Below are 24,561 nucleotides of genomic sequence, written 5' to 3'. Positions count from 1 at the left end.
AGAAATTTTAATATTATTAATATTTCTTATGTGGTTTAATTCTCTTTTTTAGCACTAAAAGAATGAAAAAAAGATTTAATATCAATCTTAAAGTATTCTGCATATTGAGATAACCTATCTATATTTATTCTATTCACTCCTCGTTCATATCTAGATTGCTGTTGTGGACTAACTCCAATGGCTTTTGATATTTTATTAATCGATATGCCATTCATTTTTCGATAGAAAATTATTTTTTTACCAATAATATGAGATGTTGGATAAGACATATGGGCTCCTATATTTAAATAAATTACATGAAAATATTATATGCCTATCTTAATCATTTTTGTGTAATGATGAATTTGCTATTCATCAATGATTCTATGATATTTTTTGATGTTAGCAATAAAATTAAAATTTTAGAAAGTTAATGTCTTTTTATGAATGATTTTTACTATTCATACCTAATGTTAACTGAGGCTGTTGAGTTTGCGGTTCCTGTAGTTATATTATTAGCAGTTTTAATATACCTAGCTTTCCAATTAAAAATATAATCTCCACCTGCAACATTGTTTTGCAAAGTGAACTTTGAATTAAGTTTTATCGGGTTACTATTCCTGTCTAATAACTGAACTGCCACGCCCGTTGCTTGGCCTTGACCGGACAGTTTAATTTTCCCTGTATTGGTATCAACATACCCAGCACTACTCGTGACGGTTACTTTTAGATTTGTGCCAGCAGCACAACTTAATGCTATGGGGATATTGACACTATTACTAGTAGAGCCAATAGCATTAAACTGGGTGTCATACCAAGTTCCTAAGTTAACATTGTAACTTGTGGCTTTTGTTGAGCATCTTAATACATTTATTTTGATTGCATTTGCTGGAATATTTAGTGATGTTAAATTCCAAGTGCTGTTATGTGGTGCTGGGTTACGTTGTGTCAGTCTTCCTACATGTCCTGCTTTTAAATTTCCACTCTGTGTGACTTGTCCTGTTTTTTTTATAGTAATGGTCCAATATGGGTTAATAATGCCCCAAGCGGCAGGGTTATCTGCTGTTGGTGGTCCATAGCGCGTATTTAAGAAACCAATTTCTGTGGCTTTAACCTTAATGCTGATACCTGGTATATTACTGGGTGCAATTTTATTACCATTTGGTACCCAACCATTGACATAGTCAGCATATAAATATGCATTACCGCATTTCCCATTTGATTTTTGGCCTAAATATGTATTGATTGGTGCACCTTTAAAATTGACCCGAATAGTGCCTAAATCTCGAACTCCTGTATCATCGTATTGCACTGAATATGTTCTTGCGGGGACATTAACCACAACATTTCTTAAATTAGGATTTTGAATACAAGCAGAATATGAATATGTAGAATACAATAGTGTTATCATTAATAATGCTTTTACATTAGATTTCTTCATAGATATTTCCTCTGGTTTTTATAGGGAATTCTTTTTTTATATATTCTTTCTCTATTTCAGTGAAGATGAAAAACTCTAATATACTAATGTTAAATGTCTCAGCATACTGATTTAGCCTATCTAAATTTATTCGGTTAATACCATGTTCATATCTTGATTGTTGTTGTTCACTCACACCAATTATGTTTGCAATCTGGTTTAATGTCATTCCATTCATTTTTCTATAATATGTTATTTTACTTCCAACTATTTTGGAAATAGGGTAGTAATTAGACATAATGTATCTCCTATTAAAATAAATATAGGCGTAATAAGAAATTATATTTAATTACTGATAAGTAAATGTAAATTCTAAGTGGCTTTTAAAAGACCCTGCAATCATTCCATTACCATAACCTGAAACTCTAGCTGATAACGGAATTTCTACACTTCTAGTTTGTGTGTTGACATTTGTTGTAATGGTATCGCCGTTTTTTATAGTCGCTTTATTTGCAGTTCTTGCTAAATTCAAAGCAACATTTTTTGCTGTCCCGTTGTTTATAAAATACTCTGGAGTCGTTGGGTCTGGAGTACCTGATATAGCCATTACAGCTTGGCTTGTTCCTACAGGGCAATTTTTGAGCTTAACTGAAAAATCAACCCATGACGATTTTTGTGTATCCTTAATATTCCAAATATTAATCTTTTTTAAATCAATAAGGTAATTAGATTTTTCAAGTTCACAAGGCGCAGCTATGACAGTACCGTGTACTTTAATATTCGCAGCTTGCCCAAAAACAATCAAAGAGCAGCTCATTAGTGATAGAAATAAAATAAAGTGTCTCATATTCTTTTCCCTGTTTATAAATAGGTAATTGTTGCTGTAATATTTGCAGAAATAGTTCCAGGGGTGACATTACCTAATGAGCTAAACGCACGTGTTCTTAATGGGATGTTAATATTTGTTTGTCCATTTGTAGTGACTTGCAATACTTTTTGGTTACCTAAAGCGGTTGTTCCATTACCATTTTGTAGTTGTACAGCTAGGTTCCTTGCCGTACCTTGGTTTTTGTATAAACTTGTTGCATCCGCAGTATCCGCGGTTCCTGTAAACGTCAGTTTTACTTGGTTAATATAGGTAGAACAGTTATTTAAGCTAATATTAAAGTTTTTCCATGGGGAACCTGAATTGGTATTTTTAAAAACATCTGCAGAAATACTTTTTAGGTCAATATCAATATTATTCCCACCAGTAATATTACAAGTAGCCGCTTTAATATTTCCGGTAAAATTCAATGTAACTGTGCTAGCAGCAAATAAATTCCCACTGATTATTAAGCTACTAAGTAAAATTAAATTATTAACTATTATTTTCATTTTTTTATTCCTACTCATAGCGAATATTTACAGTAGCAGAGGCATTCGCTGTACCTGGCGTGATGTTATCTGCCGTCTTGATATAACGAGCCTTCCAATTAAACATGTAGTCTCCAGCCGGAACATTATTTTGCAGGCTGTTCTTGGTATTTAGCTTGATTGGATTATTATTTTTATCCAATAATTGTATTGCGACACCAGTAGCACTATCAGCTCCTGTTAGCCCTAATTTTCCTGTCGCCGCATCTTCATATTTAGAACTTGTGACAGTCGCTTTAATATTGGTACCTGCCGCACAGGTTAATGTAATTGGAATATCAACCGGTGTACTGGTTGAGCCTATATTAGGAAATTGTGTATCATACCAATCTTGCATATCAATATTGTAGGTTGACTGATTATTCTTTAATGAACAGCTAAGCACATTGATACGAATAGCATTAGTTGGCATATTTAAGGTTGTTAAAGTCCACGTCACACTGGTTGGTGCACGGTAAGTTACGGTTAACCTTGCGACATTTCCGGCTCTTAATGTGCCACCTTGTGTTACCGAACCAAGTTTTTTTACTGTGATGCCCCAATGCGTTGTTAATATATTATAATTGGAGTTGTTTTTATCCCATGAAGCATTAAACGCTCCAATGCCTGCGGTTGTAACAGAAATGCCAATACCCGGAATATTAGATAGGGCAACTTTATTGGCATTTGGTGACCAGCTATTGATAAAACTCCCCGTTAAGTATGAAGTAGCACAAGAACTCGAATCACTAGCTACCCACTGAGATGTAGATGAAAAATCAGCACGGAGAGACCCTAAATCTCTAGGTGTAATATCATCATATTGAATGTTATATACTGCGGTCGGTACGTTAGCGAATTTATTATTTAAATTTGGGTTTAAGGTACAAGCTGCATTAGCATACCCTGAGTATAAATATATAAAACTCATAGCCAATATCGATTTATAAATAAAATTTTTCATTATTTATTCCTTATTATCGGCAAACTGCCGCTGTTTTATATAACCCCATATAATTCGATATACCTGCTAAGTTATAATTGACTTGGCATTGTTGTTTATCGTTATATTGAATAATAAAATTGCCGTTTTCAGCTAAGCCTGATAAATAAATTTCGCCATCATTCCCCACCATACTGTTTAACTGCGGGTTATCGTTAAAGATAGCTTGGGCGCCAAAAGGTACAGGTTTACCGTCAGTAAAAGTCAGCAGCATGATTGCGCGGTAGCCAACGTTTGCGGTAAAGCTCGCTTTGACTAAAGCCCCTCGGCTTGGTGAAACACTTCGACTGGATAAATCCATCTCAGTATTCTCAGGTAATGCAGAGGTATCGATATCGATCATATTTTTGCGATAAGCAGTGACATAAGGTACCAATGCGTAACCTTGGTTATTTGTAGTCACCCCAGCTTGGTTTAGGATCGGTACATCACCTGCATCAGGAATTTCAACAAGCGCCGCGGTTTCTCCCAACTGTTGGCCAAGTACAAGGCCGCCAGAATGTGCGACTAAGCTACCGTTAACCCCGTAATAGAGGTTATAGCTGTCTTTGCTGTAGCCACTACCGCCTGAGACTTCACCATATTGGCCTTTATAAGAAGCATTCATATTACCGTTAGTGCCTTGATCTCGAGTAGTAAAGCCTTGTTGAACGCTCCAATTTAACCGGTTATTTAACTGTGATGCTGAAAGACCAATGCTTCCGGTACTTGCACTATTACTGCTGCTACTACTGTTAAAGTTGTAATAGAAGGTATCGTCAAATACCGAAAAGGGTACGCTAACGGAAAGCGCTAATTGATGGTCATCTTCGCTTTTTGAACGACTTCCTGACCGATAAGAATAGCTATTGGTATTTTTGTTATAGGTATAATTCAAACTATAACTGACACCTTGCCAACTATTGTTATAACCCACCGTGGCAGATTGCGTTTTTCGGTCACTGTTCCAATAATCTTCATTAATATAACCAACAGAAATTGAACCAAAACTATCCCCTAAGTTTTGGCTGAGGGTAATTTCACCACGATTACGGCGTCGTTCAATTTCAGGGGCATAGTTTGTATCCCTATAACCATCAAACACTTCCGCTAAACTATAAAAGCCTTTGGTGGAATAACGATAACCTGCCAATGCGATATTAGTACCAATATCATTGATATTTTTGTTATAGCGGAAACGGTATGATTGGCCTTTTTCCTTAACATCATTACTTAACGTTGAATTTGCATGAGTAACGTCAATTGATAAGGCACCAAAGCGCCCAAGGTTTTGCCCTGCACCAATGGAATAAGACTGGTAATGTTCACTAACTTGGCTTCCTCCATATGCGGTGATGCCATAAGGCAAGCCATAGATTAAGGTGAACTGACCAAATTTTGTTTTATCAATGCTATTATCATAAGCGCGGTATTCACCGCCAGTTACGCTATAAGAAAAATACCCTTCACGTTGTAATACGGGTAATGAAGCGAAAGGAACAATTTGGTATTGCTCGCTACCATTAGACTCTTTTATTGTGACATGTAAATCGCCGCTCCCCCCTGTTGGGTAGAGGTCTGTAATTTCAAAAGGACCAGCAGCCACTTCAGTTTGGTAGATAATGTAGCCATTTTGGCGGATTGTTACTTGTGCATTGCTACGTGCTATCCCGCGAACTACAGGCGCATAACCACGCAAGCTTTCAGGGGACATATCGTCATCTGTTGCCAATTGTGCACCACGAAAGGGCACACTATCAAAAACCATCGAAGGCGAAACACTATCACCTAAAGTTAATTGGCTTTTGATACTATTAATGCCACGCGATGCATAAGTGTAAATGGTGTCCCATTTACCGGATTGGTCATTATTACTGGACCATGTTGTATAGTTACGCAAACGCCAGGCCCCAAGATTTATACCGGGTCTTAAATTCACATAATGAGATGTACCATCTGAATCATTATTTTTTCGGTCGTAATTTTTTGAACCATTATAGCTATAGTTTAATAATAACGCGTTGATTCCATTGTCAATGTTAGCTAAATCAACATATCCCCTTGGGTTTCTATCCAAGGCAATTTGAGGAATACTAAGATATAAACGTTGTGAACCAAATTCAAAATCACTTTTTGCATCAGGAATGGCAGCAAGGTTTATACAGTGGCTTCCTGAATGTTGCAATTCAGGGTAATCATTAACTTTAATGCCAAATTCTTTGAGATCATTAAGAGATAAACAAGGAGCTAACTTGTTATTACTGTCTTTATCAAACTTAAGGCTTTTAGCACCAATTAGGTTGGTATTAACATAGATATCAACATAGTAATCCCCAGCTAATTGTTCATCATTTTCAAATTGTGATAGGTCAACTGAATCTTTATTAGGTAGCTCTAAAAAATCAGGGTCAAAATAGACTGTATCATCTGGTTTTTCTTCAGCATATAATGCCGTCGTATAGCCTAAATATAATAATAGGCCAAGAAATATTTTATTTAATTTCATATCGTAACCTAACTCATTTTATAAGTTTATATTTTCTTTTCGAGTGTTTCTGGTGCAGACCCATAGTCATTAATAACTTCCCATTTAATTATTCCATTAGAATTAGGGTTATTAACGTCAAAAGATGCACTTGCAAATGGTGCGACATAAGAAACATCATTTGCTTTAGTTCCATTAAAGCTAATGCTTTGAAAGTTCATAAAATAGGGAGTTGGGTTTTTAACAATAATGTTATTTCCTGACTTAGACCATACTAATTTTTTTTGTTCTTCAATAAAATCAACATTCTTTAAGCTTTTTGGACGATAGATCAGCTTCATTTGTGTTTTAAATGCAATTTGCAATGAATTTTCTGTTCTTTCTGTCGCAGGGATCGTTTTTATATTCAGCCAGAATAATGACTCTCTATCATTAGATAGTTTATTCTCAGTTAGAAAGATTCTAAGTGCATTTGTGTTATCTGGATTCAACCTAAATAATGGTGGTGTTATAGCAAAATCAGATTGTTTTTTTTCATCGATATTATCAATCCAAGACTGAATTAAATAAGGGATCTTATCTGGGTTTTCTACACTAATGCTGACATCTTTGTTTCCCTCATTGTAAATAACACGAGTTCCACCAATAATGACACCTGCATATGCAGTGTTTAATAGTGTAAATACAGAAATGAAAATATAGATAATGAATTTCATAATACCACCATTGATTATAATTATATAAGGCTTAATTCCTTTTAAACCTTATTTGTTATTTAGTTATAATTGATTGTAAATGTTGCTGTGCCGTTAGCAGGACCAGGAGTTACAGTGTCAGATTTAGCAATATAACGTGCTCTGAAGTCTAAATTATTTTCAACACCATCTTTTAATGGGTATGTTTTAGAGGCAGTAAATAGTGGGACTACTTTATTAGCATCATCAGTAATTTGAATACCGACACCAGTTGCAACACCAGTTTCTTCTTTTAATTTAATAACTTCATCATCGCCGATATAAGAATCCGCATCAAACTTAACAGAAGCACTTGTTACAGTCGTTGGGCAATTAATTAATTTAATGGTAAATTTAGTGGCGGCAGCAGTACTACCTGCACTTGGTAATGCGGTTTTTGAAACTTTACCTAAATTAACTTTTAATGCATCAGAACCAGCAGCTAATTCACAGGCTTGGTCAATAATTTCACCAGTAAAATCAATAGTACCATCCGCTGCTAATGCATTATTAATAGCAAAGATTGAGGATGCAGCAATTAATGATGCAAGTAAATTCTTTTTCATCTGTTTTTCTCCGGAATATAATTTATTTATTTTTCATTGAGTGGTTGAAAATATCAATTACTCAACTGAAGAGTATTTTGAATCTATTTTTTAAAATAAACAAGTTTTGTTATATTTGGTGAAATATAATTAAATTTTAATATGATTAATATCATAATAAGCAATTAACACACTATGGGTTAATAATTAACTCCATGTGCTTACTTAAAGTAAATTTCATTTTTACTGGGTTTTTTACTAAAGTTAAATAACGATATAAAACTAAGATTACCTATAAAGTGGTGGATAAATTTAATTTATCTCTTATATGGTGATTGTTTGGGTTTATCAGGCGTTAGCATATAGAGTATACTTGAAGTGTTTGTCATTTATATTATCTAAAAATGAAAAATCATTATAAATATCAAATCACGATGGTCTAAATATGCTTGTTTTGGTGTTTTTATTATGGATATCATTTATTAACCATCGCATTTCAATGGTCTATATAAGTGATTGCTTATTGTTTTTATTATCAATGGCTGAGAGAGAAAATTAAATGTTAAGCTAATTATCATAAATAAGATGGAGATGTATTCTTTTATTTCGCCACCTTATTTTAATGATATGCTTTTGTTTTAATTAGGCTTACATAAACAAATAATGAATTACTCAAGCCCTAATTCTTTTAATTTTCGAGTTAAAGTATTCCTTCCCCAGCCTAATAAACGGGCGGCTTCTTGTTTATGGCCCTTGGTATATGTCAATGCGCAACTTAGCATAGTACGCTCTAATATAGGGATTGTTTGTGCTAATAAATCGTCTTTACCTGCTGATAACGCGTTATTAGCCCACTTTTCTAATAATTCAAACCATTGTGCTTCTGAGTTGGCTTGATGTGTAGGTAAAGTTACGTATTCATTGGCCTTCAGGTTATTTTCTTCAGTATTTTGTATCGGGCGCTCTTCCAGCAAATCTTCCGGTAGGTCTTGCGGTAAAATTTCTTGGCTAGCAGCCATTACTGTGAGCCAGCGGCAAACATTTTCTAATTGGCGGACATTACCCGACCAATAATAGCGCTGGAGGATTTTTTCGCTATCAGCATGTAGCACTTTACTCTCTACACCTAACTCCTTAGCGGTATTTTGTAAGAAGTAATGCGCAAGGCGTGGGATATCTTCGGTACGCTCGCGTAATGGTGGTAATTGTACTCGAATGACATTCAACCGGTGAAATAAGTCTTCACGAAAAAGCCCTTCTTTGACGCGTTTTTCGAGATCTTGGTGGGTTGCTGCAATAATACGCACATCCACTTTTACAGGAGTATAACCACCAATCCGGTAAAATTGCCCTTCAGCGAGAACGCGTAGTAATCGAGTCTGCACATCGAGGGGCATATCGCCAATTTCATCTAAAAATAATGACCCATGATTGGCTTGTTCAAACCGGCCTTGGCGCACTTGGGTTGCACCGGTAAATGCCCCTTTTTCATGACCAAATAGTTCGGATTCAATTAAATCTTTCGGGATCGCAGCCATATTCAGTGCAATAAATGGCTGATTAACACGAGGACTATGCTGATGTAAGGCGTGAGCAACTAACTCTTTCCCTGTTCCTGATTCACCATTAATTAGCACGCTGATGGATGAGCGAGATAAGCGACCAATGATTCGATAAACCTCCTGCATGGCAGGGGCTTCACCAATCATGGTTGAAGACACAATAGGAGCCTGCTGTTTAGTATCCCGATCAGTGTGATTTTGTTCACGGCTGTGATTGAGTGCCCGTTCGACCAGTGCCACTGTTTCATCAATATCAAATGGCTTTGGTAGATAATCAAAGGCCCCAGATTGGTAAGCATTGACCGCGGCATCAAGGTCTGAATGCGCCGTCATGATAATAATCGGCAGTAAGGGATGAGATTGCTTAATAGTATTTAGTAATTCAATACCATTTGTGCCTGGCATACGAATATCAGATAACAACACGTCAGGAAGTGAGGTCTCTAAGGCAGCGAGAACAGCATCAGCGCTATCAAAACAGGTGCATGAAAATTCAGCACTGCTAAGTGCCCGTTCTAATACCCAGCGAATAGAACTGTCATCATCAACAACCCAAATTTTTCCCTGTGCCATAGATATCTCCTATTTTTTGATTGGTAGATAAATAGAAAACTCGGTATGCCCCGGCCAACTGGTAAATTCGATTTTACCCGCGTGTTGGTCGACTAAGCTTCGAGCAATAGATAAACCGAGCCCTGTACCATCAGGTCGCCCACTAACCATTGGGTAAAATAAAGTGTCTTGAATTGCTAATGGGATACCTGGGCCATTATCTTCAATATCAATACGCGCTGTTAGTCGATAGCGTTCACCTTGTAACATCACCTGAAATGCGGTGCGTGTCCGTAGCGTAATATTTCCCCCAGTTACCGCGAGAGCTTGCAGCGCATTGCGTGCTACATTTAGTAGTACTTGCTCGATTTGATCAGGGTAATATTCGAGTTCAGGTAAGCTTGGGTCATAATCACGAACCAGTGTGACGTTATCCGGCTTTTCTAAGGATAGCAAACGCGTCACATTTTCCATTATATGATGAATGCTTTGCTGGGTTTTAGGACCCGGATATTGCGGACCAAGCAACCTATCGACAAGTGCCCTTAAGCGGTCAGCTTGCTCAATGATAACTTGAGTATATTCATTCAGTTGAGGGTCAGGCAGTGCCTTAGATAATAACTGCGCGGCACCTCGCAAACCGCCTAGTGGGTTTTTTATTTCATGGGCAAGTCCGCGAATGAGCTCGCGGGCTGCAAGTTGTTGGGCATTTTGCGCTAATTCTTGGCTTAGACGCCGTTGACTATCAAGTTGAGAAAGCTCAACTAAAATAAATTGTTCAGAAAATGGCTGAGCACTGAAAGACATCACATGGGAATGGTTATTAAACACCAGTGTGACTTCATTTTCTGTAAAGCTATGCCCTTCCTTTAAACTACTCAACATCAGTTCATCATTGAGTGAACAATAACTAAAGAGAAGAGGGAGAGGGGTACCATATAGCTTACGCTGGCTTTGAGTTAAAATCTGGAGTGCAGCATGATTGGCATAGTGGATAACCAGGTCGTAATCCAAAATCAGCACGCTATTAATTAGTGAATCGAGAAGTTGTTCTGGTGCTGGCAAATGTTCGGTTTTCATGTAATGTTGCTCCTGCACTATTTTGGTGCATTATACCTGATAGACCAAACAACCGATATTTGATTTTGTTCCGCTAATATTTTACAGAGAAAAGGCCCCATCAAAAGATGGGGCAAGTGCTTCACGGCAACAAAGACTAGCAGTGGAACGGCGTGTTACACACTGTAGTACATTTCAAATTCGAGAGGGTGTGGTGCCATACGGACACGCTGGATATCGCTGCGAACTAATTCGATATAAGCGTCAATGGCGTCATTCGTGAATACACCGCCACGGGTTAAGAATTCACGGTCTTTATCTAACTCAGCCAAGGCTTCGTCTAAAGAGCCTGAAACTGTTGGGATTTCTTTGGCTTCTTCAGGTGGTAAGTCGTATAAGTTTTTATCCATTGCATCGCCTGGATGGATTTTATTGATAATGCCATCAAGGCCTGCCATTAACTGTGCAGCAAACGCGAGGTATGGGTTAGCCGCAGGGTCTGGGAAGCGTACTTCAATACGACGTGCTTTAGTGCTGGCAACCACCGGAATACGGATAGATGCAGAACGGTTACGCGCTGAGTAAGCCAGCATGACTGGTGCTTCAAAGCCCGGAACTAAACGCTTGTATGAGTTGGTTGTTGGGTTGGTAAATGCGTTCAGCGCACGTGCGTGCTTGATAATCCCACCAATGTAATACAGCGCCATCTCAGATAAACCGCCGTATTTGTCACCAGCAAACAGGTTAACACCGTCTTTAGACAAAGACATATGGCAGTGCATACCTGAGCCGTTATCACCGACGAGTGGCTTTGGCATAAAGGTTGCGGTTTTACCGTATGCATGGGCAACATTATGAACAACATATTTATAAATCTGGGTTTCATCCGCTTTTTTGGTCATAGTATTAAAGCGGGTAGCAACTTCGTTTTGACCTGCTGTTGCCACTTCATGGTGATGCGCTTCAACCACTAAGCCCATTTCTTCCATTGTGGTACACATTGCAGAGCGCAGGTTTTGTGATGAATCAACGGGGGGAACTGGGAAATAACCGCCTTGTACTGCTGGGCGATGACCTTTATTGCCGCCTTCGTATTTTGTGCCAGTATTCCACGCTGCTTCGATATCATCGATATGGTAGTAGCTACCATGCATATTATTGCCAAAACGGATATCATCAAAAACGAAAAATTCAGGCTCTGGACCAAACAGAACGATATCAGCGATACCGCTAGAACGTAAAAAGTCCTCAGCGCGTTTTGAAATTGAACGCGGGTCCCTGTCATAACCTTGCATAGTGCCTGGTTCTAAAATATCGCAACGGATAATTAAGGTTATGTCAGCAAAGAATGGGTCGATAACCGCGGTTGATGGGTCTGGCATCAATACCATATCTGATTCATTAATCCCTTTCCATCCACCGATAGATGAACCATCAAACATCTGGCCTTCTTCAAAGAAGTCTTCGTCAACTTGGTGAGCAGGGATAGTGATGTGTTGCTCTTTACCTTTAGTATCGGTAAAGCGCAGATCAATAAATCTAACATTTTGCTCTTTTATTAACGATAAAACATGTTCAGCGGACATTCTCGGCTCTCCTGGTCGGGTCTAATCAACAATCGTCTAGATGATGCGCTTGTTGTTTTTTGTCTAGCGGTAGTGAGTCGTGTAAAACGAGGCACTGTTATTCGCTCTGTAAATATACAAGCGAAAATCATGCCAACTTTTTAAATTATAGTAAATTCTGATTGTTACAAAGAAATGATGGGAGAGAAAATGATAAAATGGAATAAAATGCACTAAATTGGTGCTTTTTGTTAGTTGTTTGCACTGTTTTGGTGCGTTTTTTTTAAATGTGAATCATTTATGTCATGCATTCATCATAAATATAATATTTTATGTTCTTCGCTTATGCCAGTATTAATAAGGATATATTTGAGCAACATTGAGTATTGAATCTAAATATATTTTTGTACTTTACATAATATTTATGTGGAAAAGTGACGACATAGTTAATAGGGGTATAAATATATGGCAAGATCTCAAGGTTGGGCTCCACCATTAGCATGGGGACCGTGGGTTAATCTTCATACGCACGTAGGGAATAGCGCTTATACTGTTTCATTTGATGCAGTATCAAGTCTGCAATCAACATTTGATGCTGAAATACAATATGTAACCAATTCAGGTGATAGAATCGTTCGTACTATGGGGCCTAGCTCATATAGAATTAATGGAAATAATGGGGCAGGACAAGACCGGATTAGGTTTAAGAGCCATTCAGTAGGGCTGACGATAGAAGTTAGGTACTAAATATAAAAGTGGCTTTATGCTAACTTTACTTATTCATCAAAGATTTAAATAAATTTAAATTAGATTGATTGTTTAGATTTTGGTAAAAACCATCATCTAATGAATGGATGTTTCCTAAATGAATGTTTTTTTGAATAAGAACGTTATTAAAATAAACATTCATTTTTTTATTTTTATTTTTGGTTAGAAAATCATATAGTTTAGGTCGGCAATTATTTGTATTGCTAAGTGTTATAAAAACAATATGTTCATTATTTTTTGATTCATCCTTATATGATTCGATACATTCTTTATCTAATTGAAAAAAAGAATTATTTGTAGAGTAAGATAAAATGTTATCGCTTTTAATTTTGCAACTAATGAGCAATAGCCCCGTTATAATTGCTATAGATGAAATAAAAAAGATTTTTTTTGAATTATTCATAAATGTTATTATCATTCCAAATACTCAATTGTTTATAGTATAAACTATAAACAGAATATTTCATGTTATTTATTCTGAGATGCGAGAAGAGTAGAACTCGTATATATAAAGAAAGCCCATATAACAAAGAATATGGGCCTCTTACATTATTCATCGTTACTATTGGTTAGTAACGTATTCACTTCTTCAATTTGTTTTACTGCATCATTGATGATGGATGCAATTTGGCGAGTTTGTTCTTCATTGAGCTGCTTTAAAACCATTTTATGGCGTAATAATGCTTTAAAACGACTGACCGCCATTTCAATGTCTTCCGCTAAATTACCACCTTGTTGCATATCGCGTGCTTTTGCCAGTTTACGGGCAATCACCACTTCTATGTCTTTATTCTGAGCTAAATGCGATGCTCCTTCAGGCGTGATAGTAAAGCTTTTACGGTTCCGCTCAACAATTTGTGATTCCAAGAAGCCTTGTTCTTCTAGTAGTGTAAGAGTTGGGTAGATTACACCAGGGCTAGGCACATAAAGGCCGTTAGAGGCTTCTTGAATATCTTTAATTATCTCATAGCCATAACTTGGTTTTTTGGCAACTAATGAAAGCACCATAATATGAAGGTCACCATGGTCAAATAGACGACGCAGACCTTTGCCTCTTCCTCGACCCCTTTGGCGCTCACCGCCATGTCCATGGCCATGACGCCCTTCACCGTGGCAGCATTTTTCACCATGTCCGTGACCATGACGGCCTTCACCGTGGCAGCATTTTTCACCATGTCCGTGACCATGACGGCCTTCACCGTGGCAGCGTTCTTCACTGTGTCTGTGACTATGACGGCCTTCACCATGGCAGCGTTCTTCACTGTGTTCCTGACTATGACGCCCTTCACCATGGCAACATTCTTTGTGTTCATGACGATGATTACCATGACAGCCGTTATGGTGGTGGTCATGCTGATTTTCGTCATGCTGTGCATAATATACATGACGACAAGATTTAATTAGCATATAGTTATTCCTTAGTTTGTAACTTTAGATATATCGAATCTATTTTGTCGTTTCACTATATTTAGATATATCTAATTAGTCAATTTAGATATATCTAAATGACACAAAAAGACATTAAAAAAGGTAGTTAAGAAAGAAAGTCTATTTTATATTCTTTTTTTTGGCTGCTAATATTGAGTTTTTAGCGTATTATTCTGCTACTTTGTGAATTATTAGTGCTGATACTCACTATTTTATTGGGTATTTTGGCGCTGTTATGCAACTGAATGTTTTTTCGTTAAAAACTTTTTATACAGTGATGGGTTTCACATTTATTCCACTTCTGCGGAAAAACGTGTAAAATAACAGCAAATTAACGTAGAAAGTATGTTTTGGTCGATAATAACGGCTAAAAAAGCATATTCCTTTCCTGTCAATTAAACGGTAAAAATCCTTGTCAATTCAAAATTTAAGAAACATCGCCATCATCGCTCACGTTGACCATGGCAAGACCACACTGGTTGGTAAATTACTGCAGCAGTCAGGTACGTTCGGTGAACGTGAAACTGTTGATGAGCGTGTTATGGACTCCAACGACTTGGAGAAAGAGCGTGGTATTACCATCCTTGCTAAAAATACCGCTATCCAATGGAATGGTTATCACATTAACATCGTAGACACCCCAGGCCACGCCGACTTTGGTGGTGAGGTTGAGCGCGTTATGTCTATGGTTGACTGCGTTCTGCTGGTTGTTGATGCGATGGATGGCCCAATGCCACAGACTCGCTTCGTAACGCAAAAAGCGTTCGACCACGGCTTACGTCCTATTGTTGTTATCAACAAAGTTGACCGCCCAGGTGCACGCCCTGATTGGGTTGTAGACCAAGTATTCGACTTATTCGTGAACTTAGGTGCAACGGATGAGCAACTCGATTTCCCTATCGTTTATGCATCTGCATTAAACGGTATTGCAGGTCTTGACCATACTGAAATGGCTGAAGACATGACGCCACTGTACGAAGCTATCGTAGAGCACGTTGCGCCGCCAGCAGTTGACATCGATGGGCCATTCCAGATGCAAGTATCGCAATTAGATTACAACAGCTACTTAGGCGTAATCGGTATTGGCCGTATTAAACGTGGTGTTGTGAAGCCAAACCAACAAGTCACTGTTATCGATAGTGAAGGCAAAACTCGCAACGGTAAAATCGGTAAAGTTCTGACACACTTAGGTTTAGAGCGAATTGACTCACAGCAAGCCGATGCGGGCGATATCGTTGCTCTAACTGGTTTAGGTGAACTGAATATTTCTGACACTATTTGCCAAGTGGGTAGCGTTGAAGCTCTGCCTGCATTAGCCGTTGATGAGCCAACAGTTAGCATGTTCTATTGTGTTAACACCTCACCATTCTGCGGTAAAGAAGGTAAATTTGTGACTTCACGTCAAATCCTTGACCGCCTGAATAAAGAACTGGTGCACAACGTGGCACTACGTGTTGAAGAAACTCAAGACCCAGATGCATTCCGTGTTTCTGGTCGTGGTGAACTTCACTTATCTGTTCTGATTGAAAATATGCGTCGTGAAGGTTTCGAATTAGCCGTTTCTCGTCCGAAAGTTATCATTCGTGAAATCGATGGCCGTAAACAAGAGCCATTCGAACAAGTTACTTTAGACGTTGAAGAGCAAAACCAAGGCGATGTGATGAAAGCGTTAGGTGAGCGTAAAGGTGACCTACGTGACATGATGCCAGATGGTAAAGGCCGTGTGCGTCTTGACTACATTATCCCAAGCCGTGGTTTGATTGGTTTCCGTACAGAATTCATGACGATGACCTCAGGTACTGGTTTACTGTACTCTACATTCAGCCATTACGACGATGTTCGCCCAGGCGAAATCGGTGGTCGTCAGAACGGTGTTCTGATCTCTAACGGTCAAGGTAAAGCAGTTGCTTATGCACTGTACAGCTTACAAGATCGTGGTAAGTTATTCTTAGGTCACGGTGCAGAAGTGTATGAAGGCCAAATCATTGGTATTCACTCTCGTTCTAACGACTTAACAGTTAACTGCTTAACGGGTAAAAAACTGACTAACATGCGTGCGTCAGGTACTGATGAAGCGACAACATTATCACCACCAATTAAAATGACTCTGGAACAAGCTCTTGAGTTTATTGATGATGATGAATTAGTTGAAGTGACTCCGCAGTCTATTCGTCTGCGTAAGCGTCACCTGACTGAAAACGATCGTCGTCGCGCGAGCCGTACAAAAGAAGACTAATTTTTAGTTAAATTAGTTAATAAGAAGGCGCCGAAAGGCGCCTTTTTTATGGGTTGAGTTGTGGGTAAACACCCGGCCCTATAGGCAGTCCTGCAAAGTACCAGCCAACAAGCAATAACATCCAAACTATAAAAAAGACAATAGGATACGGTAATATTAAGGTGTAATAAGTTCCGAGCTGTGCATTTTTATAGTAGCGTTGTAAAAAACCTAAAAAGAGAGGAAGAAAAGGTGACATAGGTGCAAGTGGTAGCACCGCTGAATCTGCGATACGAAACACAATCTGAGCAAATGCAGGGTGAAAACCTAGTAGCACAAACATAGGAACAAATATTGGGGCGAGGATCGACCAGATAGCTGAACCACTTGCGATAAACATACAAAGGAAAGCGGATAGGAACATCAAACCAATAAACGCAGGTACTCCGGTCATACCAAGGGCTTCCAGTAAGTCGGTTAACCCAATCGCCATAAATTTCCCCATGTTACTCCAGTTAAAAAAAGCAACGAATTGTGAAAGGGGGAAAACCATAACAATAAACCCTGCCATACTTTTCATTGGGTCAACTAATAAATCAGGAATATCATTAGGCTTTTTGATTTGCTTTGTTGATACACCATAGGTAATGGAGACCACGAAAAAGAAAATAATAATGACAGGAACAATCCCTTTAATGAAAGGGGATGGGATCACTGTATTGGTGACTGGATCGCGTAGTGGGGCACCTTCAGGCACAACAAGTAAAGCCACTAGACCGATAAAAACTAATGCAGACAGCCCACTCATCAATAATCCACGGTTTTGAATAGGTGTTAATTGTTCGATTCGGTCATGGGATGTGCCTTCCCATATAGGCAGGCGAGGTTCGATAAATTTATCAGTAAGTAGTGCCCCCGCAATCGTGAGTACAATCACTGACGTAGCCATAAAATACCAGTTATCAATAACACTAACATGAAGGCTTGGGTCAATGATCATGGCCGCTTCTGTACTTATCCCTGACAATAAAACATCCGTCGTGACAATCAATAAGTTAGCAGTAAAACCTGAAGCGACCCCTGCAATTGCAGCTAGTAAGCCAGCAACAGGATGACGGCCTACAGCAATAAAAATTAGCGCTCCTAAGGGTGGCATGACGACCAGCGCAGCATCAGAAGAGATATGGCTAAAAAAAGCAATAAATAGCACCATATAGCTGGCATAACGTTTATTAATGCCGGAAGCCATTTTATACATCAGAGCTTGGAGTAAACCGACTTTTTCGGCTAAACCGGCACCAATCACAAGTGCAAGAATGGCACCAAGAGGGGCAAAACTGCTAAAATTTTTAACAATATTGGGCAAAATCCATTGTAATCCCTCAACGCTTAATAAATTTTTAACGCTAACCATTTCGTCATTGGCTGGGTTTTTAACGGATAAACCAAACCAAGACAAAATTGCAGTAGCAATCATGAGTACCGCAATCAAATAAACAAATAAAATAAACGGGTTAGGTATTTTATTTCCCACGCGCTCTATCCAGCGAAAAATCGCACCGGGGCTTTTGTGATGAGTTGTTGTGTCACTCATAGAATTTCCTTGTGTCTGTATTCATTGTTATTGTTATGACTATTGAGCGGGATAAATCCCGCCAGTATAAGGAACTACTTTAATTTTGAAGGCGTTACATCTTTAGGGATAGGACATTGATAGGGTGCGGTTTGTCTTTGTTGATGAAACTCAGCTTTAGCTTGTGCTAATAATTCTGGTTTTAAGAACAACTCAAGTGCACTGGATGCCATAATTTTTCCTGCGAGCAGCATTCCTTTATGAGCAATGGATGTGCGCCCCTGAGCGACTAACTGCCATGTATGTAGTGCGGTACCGAATGCGAAGCATGGGCTAAAACACTGTGCAGTAGGGGTCACCCAACTGACATCTCCTACATCTGTTGAGCCATACATTAATTCTTTTGATTCAACGTAAGGTAGCACTTCGTCAGTGAGTACTTTATTACCTTGCCTTTCACACCAAAGCACCCCTTTTTCACCGCCACTACGAGCTGCATTCAATTTGGCATTGCGCAAATCATCTTTAGTCAGAGTGCTATAGATTTGTTCAGCGAATTGGCGTTCTTGTTCTGTATATTCAGGGATGCCAAATTCCGTAATATGATTAAACATCGCATGTTCTAGAGTGCGATTCGGTACATAGTTTGAACATGCTTTGTCAAAACGCACCTCTAACTGAGTGCCGGTCATTAAGGCCGCGCCTTCAGCAATCTTAATAACGCGTTGGTAAATATCTTGCGCTTCATCGAGCTGCGGAGCGCGCACAAGGTAAAGAACCTCTGCATCTGCTTGTACGACATTTGGAGAGGCACCGCCCGTATTGGTGACGGCATAATGAATGCGTGCCTCTTGAATAATGTGTTCGCGTAGAAACTGAACGCCGACATTCATGAGCGTTACTGCATCTAAAGCACTACGTCCAAGATGAGGTGAGTTTGCTGCATGTGATGCAATACCTTTAAAACGAAAAGCCGTTTGAATATTAGCAAGAGACTTGACGTTGAAAACGCCACTAAAAGATTCTGGATGCCAAGTAATTGCGGCATCAACATCATTGAATAGTCCTTCCCTCACCATGAAGGTTTTACCTGAACCGCCTTCTTCACCCGGACAGCCATAGAAACGTACCGTACCCGATAAGTTATTTTCTTTTAGCCATGCTTTGACTGCATAAGCGGCGGATAAGGCAGCGGTACCTAACAAATTGTGACCACAGCCGTGGCCATTTCCATTTTCAATAACTGGGCTAGGTTCACTGCATGCCGAATGTTGGCTCAGGCCTGCAAGGGCATCGAATTCCCCGAGTAGTGCAATAACGGGAGTGCCTGAACCGTAACTTGCGATAAAAGCGGTTTCGATATTACCAACGCCTCTTTCGACGTGAAAACCTTCCTTTTCTAACGCATCAGCGAGCAGAGTCGATGAGTAAGTTTCTTCAAAACGTGTTTCTGGATGATCCCAAATATCATCACTTAATGTAGTGAATTGATGTTGGTTTTTTTCAATATAATCATTAATAAATGATGTAAATGTATTATCCATTTTGAGCTCCGAATTCAGGTAAATGCAGGGCGATAGTGGACAGCGTTTTAACGGCGGTCGTCATCACTTGTTCATCGAAATCAAAGCGCTCATTGTGGTGACCCGCGCTGAGCTGGGTGCCAAAAATCATATAAGTTGCTTGTCCCCCGAGTTGTTTGACGCGCTCCATAAAGTAGGTTGCATCTTCAGAGCCCGCGGCTTGGGAGCGGTCTTTCACCACAGATGTGAATTCAGGGAGGTGGGCTTGAGCCAAATCGCAAATAAAATCAACCCATTGTGGACTTGGATGGCTACTTTGTGCAGCGCCCATTAATTTAATATCAACGGAAACATCTTGCATCTTGGCTGCACCCTCGACGATATTTAGGGCTTTTTGATAGATAAACTCATTAATTTCATTAGTTTCACCTCGAGTTTCTACTTTTAATAACGCAGAGTCTGGAATGACATTTCGACCGATCCCTGCTTGTAAAACCCCAACATTTATTCGAGAACTACCTTCACTATGGCGTGGAATGCCATATAAGCCTAAAGTCGCATGGGCTGCGGCCAGTAATGCATTTTTACCATCTTCAGGTTTTGCACCTGAATGAGCAGCAACACCTTGATAGGTAACATCAAATTTAGTTGTCGCTAAAAAGTTTTTGCTGCCACAAACGACCTCGCCTTGTGGGACTCCAGTTCCAAGGTGAATAGCAACAAAAAAATCGACATCATTGACAACACCTGCCTCCATCATGGATTTCGCGCCGCGAGTGCCTTCCTCCGCTGGTTGGAAAATAATTTTAATACGACCGGAGAGTTTGGATTCGTATTGTTTGAGAACATGCGCAAGCCCTAATCCAATAGCGGTATGGCCATCATGACCACAGGCATGCATCATGTGTGGGTTACAAGAGGCAAACCCTTCATTGTAAGGACGGTGTTGGCACGAAAGGTCTTCGTTTAGGTCAAGGGCATCCATATCGACTCGGAAAGCTAGAGTTGGACCGGGTCTTTCGGTATCTAATGTCGCGACAATTCCTGTAAACCCCCCAGAGAAATGCCCTAGCCATTGGGTAAGAGCCCCTTGCTCAATTGCTCTTTTTTCTTGTTTTTCTAATTCAGCAGGAGAAGGGAGCCCCATTCTAGCGTCAGCTTTAATCACTTCTTTGCCAAGTTGTAATTGGTAGCCAAGCTGATGCAGCTCTTCTGCTACTAGAGTCGCAGTACGAAATTCTAACCAACCAGACTCTGCATATTGGTGAAAATCTCGGCGCCATGTCTGTAACTGCTGTGCCATCTGATTGATAGTGGCATATAAGTCAGTATCCATTTTTTATCTCTTTTAGTTATCACAAAAAAAGTAAATTCTGTTATGTTTGATTACGAATTATTAACATTTAGCGAGATAAAATTTTGTTTATTAATTAAAAATAAATTTATTTAGATGCTGATGTATTTTTTACCTTTAAAAATTATTTTAAAAGGCTAAATGTTAATTATTTGTTTCTTTGTTTTTAGACTTTACACAATCAAATCAGAGCAAAAAAGATACAATTATCTTTCGCTATATAACTAAAAGTTATCGGGGTAAACACATGGCTCCAGCAATAAAATTGAATCAGCTTAGGGCATTTGTAGAGGTAAGCCGTCATGGCAGCATTCGAGCCGCTAGTCGTTTTTTACAACTCTCCCAACCGGCACTAACGAAATCGATTCGTGAATTAGAAAGTACGTTAGGGGCAAAGTTATTTATTCGCAGCAACCAAGGGATTTACTTAACAGAATGCGGTGAGGGTTTTTTAAAGCGTGCGAGCTTAATTCTTGAAGAGTTAAGGGTTGGGCAAGAGGAAATCTCCCAACGGATTGGTTTGATTGGCGGGACTGTCAATATTGGTGTGGCAGGAAGTATCGCTCGTTCTTTGATGCCTAAAGTCGTCACACAATTTCACCGCGATTTCCCCAATATTAAATTGCGTATCATGGAAGGGCAGCTACTAACCATGTTAACTCAGCTAAGGCAAGGAGAGCTGGATTTTACGATTAATACATATTACCCAGGCAGTTTAGACGCAGAATTTAATTTTGAGCGGCTGATGCAAAAAGAGTACAAGGTGATTATGCGTAAAGACCATCCTTTACGGCATGCGAAATCTTTGAGTGAGTTGGTTGATTGTGATTGGACGATGCCAACTCCCAAGGGGACGTATTATAAGCAACTTGCTGACGTTTTTTCGTTGATGGAGCGTCCCATGGTCTTTAGCGTAACTTGCGAAACGTTAATTGGCTGCTTAAGTTTAGTTGCTCAAAGCGATTTTCTAACCATTGTTTCTGTGGATACGATCGACGAGCCGTTATTCGAACAAAGGTATATCGCTTTAGATTTAAAAGAACAATTACCCTATGCCACCTTTGCTTTGGTTCAACGAAGAGATGCCACATTGACACCCGCAGGGGAACACCTAGCCCGATTATTTCGTATTTATTGCCGTAATAATGATGATGGGAATAAGGTAGGTAGATAATATTTTTGCATTTATCTATTAAAGGAATGGTTAAGTAAGGCGGTTTCCTGAGTCAGTGGTTCACCAATATTTTGACAAAATAACGTGAAATATCACCAATTAGGGCTGTTCAGTTGCATGAATAATGATTAAAGTAAATTTAGTGAATAACAATGAGGAAAATTTATGCTGTATATCTTCGATATGGGTAATGTGATTATTGATATCGACTTTAATCGTGTGTTTGATAAATGGGCTGAGCTTAGTGGTACACCAAGTGAAGAAATCAAATCGCGGTTTTCTTTTGGTAATATCTTTCAATTGCATGAATGTGGCAAAATTTCAGATATCGAGTTCGCAGAGCTTCTGTGTGAAGAAATGGGCATTACACTGAGCTTTGAAGATTTTGCTGAAGGCTGGCATGCTATTTTTATTTCGTTAAGAGCTGAAGTGATTGATATCATGGAGCGCTTGCGCGAACAAGGGCACCGTGTTGTCGTCTTATCAAATACGAATCGCCTACATTTAGACTATTGGCCAGAACACTATCCAGAAATTGCAGCTAGCTCTGATTTCCTTTACCTATCCCAAGATTTAGGCATGCGTAAGCCTGACCCGGAAATTTATGAATATGTTCTGCAATCTGAAGAATTTGATGCTGCAGATGCTATTTTCTTTGATGATGTTGAGGAAAATGTAAAAGCCGCGGAAGCACTTGGCATTCGCAGTATCCATGTTACCAGTAAAGACACCATTCCCGAATATTTCCGGACTTACGATTTTAGTGCCGAAGTTAAGTAACTTACTGGTTTTTATAATGGAGTAACTGTAAAACGTTGCTCCATCTTTTTGTTATAGAGTAAACATGATTGCATTAATTCAGAGAGTCACTCGCGCGAGTGTCGTTGTTGATGAAACCGCCGTAGGGCAAATTGATTCAGGTCTACTGGTTTTGCTTGGTGTCGAAAAAGACGATGATGAGCAAAAGGCAAAGCGTTTATGTGAAAAGGTGCTGGGCTACCGTATTTTTAGTGACGAACAAGGGAAAATGAACTTAAACGTCCAACAAGCTGGCGGTAGTTTACTGGTTGTTTCGCAATTTACTTTAGCCGCAGATACCAAAAAGGGTATGAGACCCAGCTTTTCTGGTGGGGCAGAGCCAGAGCGTGCAGACCGCTTGTATCAATACTTTGTTGAGCAAAGCCGGCAACAAGGCATTAATACGCAAACAGGCCAGTTTGCTGCAGATATGCAAGTCAATTTAACTAATGATGGACCGGTCACCTTCTGGCTACAGGTGTGAATCAACTTTTTAAGGGGGAAACGATGTACCATCTACGTACGCCGAAAGATGAACTTGAGTTTGCAACTTACTACCATTTTCGTTGGGAAATGTTGAGAAAACCTTTTAATCAACCCCTAGGTTCAGAGAAAGATGGCTATGATGCCACTGCACATCATCAAATGGTTGTTGATGATAAAAACCGTATTCTTGCGATCGGCCGCTTATATATTAATGCAGATAACGAAGGTGCGATCCGTTTTTTAGCCGTCAACCCAGTAATGCAAGGTAAAGGGCTGGGGAAGCTGATTATCATGGCACTTGAGTCTGTTGCACGCCAAGAAGGGGTGAAGCGGATTGTATCCAGTGTGCGTGAAGAAGCGGTTCCTTTTTTCGATAAAATGGGGTTTGCAAATCGCGGGATAGTCGCAGGGCAGTTAAAAACACCAGTTCGTCATTATTTGATGATTAAACCGATTGAAACCTTAGATCAAATTTTACACCGTCCAGATTGGTGCGGTGAATTGCAACAAGCTTGGTATAAATACATACCATTGAGCGAGAAAATGGGAGTACGGATAGAGCAGTACACTGGGACTCGCTTTATAACAACCATGCCCGAAGCGGGCAATCAAAATCCCCATGAAACTATTTTCGCAGGCAGCCAATTTTCGTTAGCAACATTAACGGGTTGGGGGTTAATTTGGTTATTGATGCAGGAACACCAGTTAGGCGGTGAGATTGTGTTAGTGGATGCGAATATCCGCTACGGTAAGCCTGTCAGTGGTAGGCCAACCGCCACTGCTGATTTAGCAAATATGAGTGGTGACCTTGACCGATTAGCTCGTGGCAGCCGAGCCCGAGTGAAACTTAAGGTCGAGGTAAGTAATACTGATAACCAAGTGGGCGCTGTTTTTAGTGGGACTTATATGGTATTACCCATTGAAACAACAAAATAAAGTATATTTTTGATTATTAAATAACAGA

At 39.3% G+C, this 24,561-nt stretch carries 23 protein-coding genes; 6 read left to right on the top strand and 17 right to left on the bottom strand.

Annotation, left to right across the window (positions count from 1 at the left end):
- Window positions 1–35 precede the first annotated feature (35 nt).
- From M1F14_RS01830 to glnA, 12 genes are all read right to left on the bottom strand, one after another.
- Window positions 36–269 carry a helix-turn-helix domain-containing protein gene (locus tag M1F14_RS01830; protein WP_181468987.1) on the bottom strand — a complete coding sequence of 78 codons (234 nt, stop codon included), beginning with the start codon at window positions 267–269 and terminating at the stop codon, window positions 36–38.
- Between the two features lie 167 nt (window positions 270–436).
- Complete coding sequence (locus M1F14_RS01825) at window positions 437–1,420, bottom strand: fimbrial protein (RefSeq protein WP_181468989.1); 984 nt, start codon at window positions 1,418–1,420, stop codon at window positions 437–439.
- Window positions 1,407–1,697 carry a helix-turn-helix domain-containing protein gene (locus tag M1F14_RS01820; RefSeq protein WP_181468991.1) on the bottom strand — a complete coding sequence of 97 codons (291 nt, stop codon included), beginning with the start codon at window positions 1,695–1,697 and terminating at the stop codon, window positions 1,407–1,409. Before M1F14_RS01820 ends, M1F14_RS01825 begins: the two co-directional genes overlap by 14 nt.
- A 51-nt stretch (window positions 1,698–1,748) precedes the next feature.
- Window positions 1,749–2,246, bottom strand: coding sequence for a fimbrial protein (locus M1F14_RS01815; protein WP_232370507.1), 498 nt, complete (start codon window positions 2,244–2,246; stop codon window positions 1,749–1,751).
- 14 nt (window positions 2,247–2,260) lie between these two features.
- Window positions 2,261–2,776: a fimbrial protein gene (locus M1F14_RS01810; RefSeq protein WP_042847720.1), complete on the bottom strand. Its 516-nt coding sequence runs from the start codon at window positions 2,774–2,776 to the stop codon at window positions 2,261–2,263.
- A 10-nt stretch (window positions 2,777–2,786) separates the two neighbouring features.
- Complete coding sequence (locus tag M1F14_RS01805; protein WP_042847719.1) at window positions 2,787–3,758, bottom strand: fimbrial protein; 972 nt, start codon at window positions 3,756–3,758, stop codon at window positions 2,787–2,789.
- Window positions 3,759–3,771: 13 nt separating this feature from the next.
- The gene (locus M1F14_RS01800) at window positions 3,772–6,282 is read right to left on the bottom strand and encodes a fimbria/pilus outer membrane usher protein (protein ID WP_181468994.1); all 2,511 of its coding nucleotides are present in this window, start codon (window positions 6,280–6,282) and stop codon (window positions 3,772–3,774) included.
- Window positions 6,283–6,308: 26 nt separating this feature from the next.
- A complete protein-coding gene (locus M1F14_RS01795) occupies window positions 6,309–6,977 on the bottom strand; it encodes a molecular chaperone (protein ID WP_181468996.1) in 669 nt (222 codons plus the stop codon).
- 59 nt (window positions 6,978–7,036) lie between these two features.
- Window positions 7,037–7,561, bottom strand: coding sequence for a fimbrial protein (locus M1F14_RS01790; RefSeq protein WP_042847716.1), 525 nt, complete (start codon window positions 7,559–7,561; stop codon window positions 7,037–7,039).
- Window positions 7,562–8,208: 647 nt separating this feature from the next.
- Window positions 8,209–9,675, bottom strand: a complete 1,467-nt coding sequence (gene glnG / locus M1F14_RS01785) for a nitrogen regulation protein NR(I) (RefSeq protein WP_042847715.1) — start codon at window positions 9,673–9,675, stop codon at window positions 8,209–8,211.
- A gap of 9 nt (window positions 9,676–9,684) precedes the next feature.
- A complete protein-coding gene (gene glnL, locus M1F14_RS01780; protein ID WP_042847714.1) occupies window positions 9,685–10,734 on the bottom strand; it encodes a nitrogen regulation protein NR(II) in 1,050 nt (349 codons plus the stop codon).
- Between the two features lie 155 nt (window positions 10,735–10,889).
- A complete protein-coding gene (gene glnA, locus M1F14_RS01775; protein ID WP_042847713.1) occupies window positions 10,890–12,299 on the bottom strand; it encodes a glutamate--ammonia ligase in 1,410 nt (469 codons plus the stop codon).
- A 444-nt stretch (window positions 12,300–12,743) separates the two neighbouring features.
- Between glnA and M1F14_RS01770 the strand changes: the two genes are divergently transcribed.
- Window positions 12,744–13,025 (top strand): colicin Z C-terminal domain-related protein, encoded by a 282-nt coding sequence (locus M1F14_RS01770; protein WP_042847711.1) that lies wholly within the window; start codon window positions 12,744–12,746, stop codon window positions 13,023–13,025.
- 25 nt (window positions 13,026–13,050) lie between these two features.
- Here the strand turns inward: M1F14_RS01770 and M1F14_RS01765 are convergent, their stop codons facing one another.
- Window positions 13,051–13,449 carry a hypothetical protein gene (locus M1F14_RS01765; RefSeq protein ID WP_042847710.1) on the bottom strand — a complete coding sequence of 133 codons (399 nt, stop codon included), beginning with the start codon at window positions 13,447–13,449 and terminating at the stop codon, window positions 13,051–13,053.
- 146 nt (window positions 13,450–13,595) lie between these two features.
- Window positions 13,596–14,453: a PadR family transcriptional regulator gene (locus M1F14_RS01760; protein WP_225833145.1), complete on the bottom strand. Its 858-nt coding sequence runs from the start codon at window positions 14,451–14,453 to the stop codon at window positions 13,596–13,598.
- A gap of 433 nt (window positions 14,454–14,886) precedes the next feature.
- On the opposite strand from M1F14_RS01760, the gene typA reads away from it, so the two are divergent.
- Window positions 14,887–16,710 (top strand): ribosome-dependent GTPase TypA, encoded by a 1,824-nt coding sequence (gene typA / locus M1F14_RS01755; protein ID WP_042847704.1) that lies wholly within the window; start codon window positions 14,887–14,889, stop codon window positions 16,708–16,710.
- A 46-nt stretch (window positions 16,711–16,756) separates the two neighbouring features.
- Here typA and abgT read toward each other — a convergent pair whose 3' ends face one another.
- The 3 genes from abgT to M1F14_RS01740 form a co-directional block, all read right to left on the bottom strand.
- The gene (abgT, locus tag M1F14_RS01750) at window positions 16,757–18,283 is read right to left on the bottom strand and encodes a p-aminobenzoyl-glutamate transporter (RefSeq protein WP_071547615.1); all 1,527 of its coding nucleotides are present in this window, start codon (window positions 18,281–18,283) and stop codon (window positions 16,757–16,759) included.
- A 74-nt stretch (window positions 18,284–18,357) separates the two neighbouring features.
- On the bottom strand, window positions 18,358–19,806 hold the full coding sequence (locus M1F14_RS01745; protein ID WP_042847700.1) for a M20 family metallopeptidase: 1,449 nt from the start codon (window positions 19,804–19,806) through the stop codon (window positions 18,358–18,360).
- Window positions 19,799–21,121, bottom strand: a complete 1,323-nt coding sequence (locus tag M1F14_RS01740) for a M20 family metallo-hydrolase (RefSeq protein WP_181468997.1) — start codon at window positions 21,119–21,121, stop codon at window positions 19,799–19,801. Before M1F14_RS01740 ends, M1F14_RS01745 begins: the two co-directional genes overlap by 8 nt.
- Before the next feature lie 265 nt (window positions 21,122–21,386).
- Between M1F14_RS01740 and M1F14_RS01735 the strand changes: the two genes are divergently transcribed.
- The 4 genes from M1F14_RS01735 to fabY all read left to right on the top strand — a co-directional run bounded on the left by M1F14_RS01735 (window position 21,387) and on the right by fabY (window position 24,533).
- Window positions 21,387–22,313 (top strand): LysR family transcriptional regulator, encoded by a 927-nt coding sequence (locus tag M1F14_RS01735; protein ID WP_042847695.1) that lies wholly within the window; start codon window positions 21,387–21,389, stop codon window positions 22,311–22,313.
- Window positions 22,314–22,478: 165 nt separating this feature from the next.
- A complete protein-coding gene (gene yihX, locus M1F14_RS01730; protein ID WP_042847693.1) occupies window positions 22,479–23,093 on the top strand; it encodes a glucose-1-phosphatase in 615 nt (204 codons plus the stop codon).
- A gap of 64 nt (window positions 23,094–23,157) precedes the next feature.
- Window positions 23,158–23,595 carry a D-aminoacyl-tRNA deacylase gene (gene dtd, locus M1F14_RS01725; RefSeq protein WP_181468999.1) on the top strand — a complete coding sequence of 146 codons (438 nt, stop codon included), beginning with the start codon at window positions 23,158–23,160 and terminating at the stop codon, window positions 23,593–23,595.
- Between the two features lie 23 nt (window positions 23,596–23,618).
- Window positions 23,619–24,533 (top strand): fatty acid biosynthesis protein FabY, encoded by a 915-nt coding sequence (fabY, locus tag M1F14_RS01720; protein WP_042847688.1) that lies wholly within the window; start codon window positions 23,619–23,621, stop codon window positions 24,531–24,533.
- Window positions 24,534–24,561 lie beyond the last annotated feature (28 nt).

This window comes from Providencia sp. PROV003 (assembly GCF_045040775.1).
Taxonomy (GTDB): domain Bacteria; phylum Pseudomonadota; class Gammaproteobacteria; order Enterobacterales; family Enterobacteriaceae; genus Providencia; species Providencia huashanensis.
This window is presented reverse-complemented; position numbering and strand designations above follow the sequence as displayed.

Excerpts from the sequence above, each read along its gene's own strand:
- M1F14_RS01805 (WP_042847719.1), bottom strand. The coding sequence starts at position 3,758 with ATGAAAAATTTTATTTATAAATCGATATTGGCTATGAGTTTTATATAT.
- M1F14_RS01760 (WP_225833145.1), bottom strand. The coding sequence starts at position 14,453 with ATGCTAATTAAATCTTGTCGTCATGTATATTATGCACAGCATGACGAA.
- M1F14_RS01800 (WP_181468994.1), bottom strand. The coding sequence starts at position 6,282 with ATGAAATTAAATAAAATATTTCTTGGCCTATTATTATATTTAGGCTAT.
- dtd (WP_181468999.1), top strand. The coding sequence starts at position 23,158 with ATGATTGCATTAATTCAGAGAGTCACTCGCGCGAGTGTCGTTGTTGAT.
- M1F14_RS01825 (WP_181468989.1), bottom strand. The coding sequence starts at position 1,420 with ATGAAGAAATCTAATGTAAAAGCATTATTAATGATAACACTATTGTAT.
- abgT (WP_071547615.1), bottom strand. The coding sequence starts at position 18,283 with ATGAGTGACACAACAACTCATCACAAAAGCCCCGGTGCGATTTTTCGC.
- M1F14_RS01790 (WP_042847716.1), bottom strand. The coding sequence starts at position 7,561 with ATGAAAAAGAATTTACTTGCATCATTAATTGCTGCATCCTCAATCTTT.
- M1F14_RS01735 (WP_042847695.1), top strand. The coding sequence starts at position 21,387 with ATGGCTCCAGCAATAAAATTGAATCAGCTTAGGGCATTTGTAGAGGTA.
- glnA (WP_042847713.1), bottom strand. The coding sequence starts at position 12,299 with ATGTCCGCTGAACATGTTTTATCGTTAATAAAAGAGCAAAATGTTAGA.
- M1F14_RS01740 (WP_181468997.1), bottom strand. The coding sequence starts at position 21,121 with ATGGATACTGACTTATATGCCACTATCAATCAGATGGCACAGCAGTTA.
- M1F14_RS01770 (WP_042847711.1), top strand. The coding sequence starts at position 12,744 with ATGGCAAGATCTCAAGGTTGGGCTCCACCATTAGCATGGGGACCGTGG.
- M1F14_RS01815 (WP_232370507.1), bottom strand. The coding sequence starts at position 2,246 with ATGAGACACTTTATTTTATTTCTATCACTAATGAGCTGCTCTTTGATT.
- glnG (WP_042847715.1), bottom strand. The coding sequence starts at position 9,675 with ATGGCACAGGGAAAAATTTGGGTTGTTGATGATGACAGTTCTATTCGC.
- yihX (WP_042847693.1), top strand. The coding sequence starts at position 22,479 with ATGCTGTATATCTTCGATATGGGTAATGTGATTATTGATATCGACTTT.
- M1F14_RS01795 (WP_181468996.1), bottom strand. The coding sequence starts at position 6,977 with ATGAAATTCATTATCTATATTTTCATTTCTGTATTTACACTATTAAAC.
- M1F14_RS01820 (WP_181468991.1), bottom strand. The coding sequence starts at position 1,697 with ATGTCTAATTACTACCCTATTTCCAAAATAGTTGGAAGTAAAATAACA.
- fabY (WP_042847688.1), top strand. The coding sequence starts at position 23,619 with ATGTACCATCTACGTACGCCGAAAGATGAACTTGAGTTTGCAACTTAC.
- M1F14_RS01830 (WP_181468987.1), bottom strand. The coding sequence starts at position 269 with ATGTCTTATCCAACATCTCATATTATTGGTAAAAAAATAATTTTCTAT.
- M1F14_RS01810 (WP_042847720.1), bottom strand. The coding sequence starts at position 2,776 with ATGAAAATAATAGTTAATAATTTAATTTTACTTAGTAGCTTAATAATC.
- glnL (WP_042847714.1), bottom strand. The coding sequence starts at position 10,734 with ATGAAAACCGAACATTTGCCAGCACCAGAACAACTTCTCGATTCACTA.
- M1F14_RS01765 (WP_042847710.1), bottom strand. The coding sequence starts at position 13,449 with ATGAATAATTCAAAAAAAATCTTTTTTATTTCATCTATAGCAATTATA.
- M1F14_RS01745 (WP_042847700.1), bottom strand. The coding sequence starts at position 19,806 with ATGGATAATACATTTACATCATTTATTAATGATTATATTGAAAAAAAC.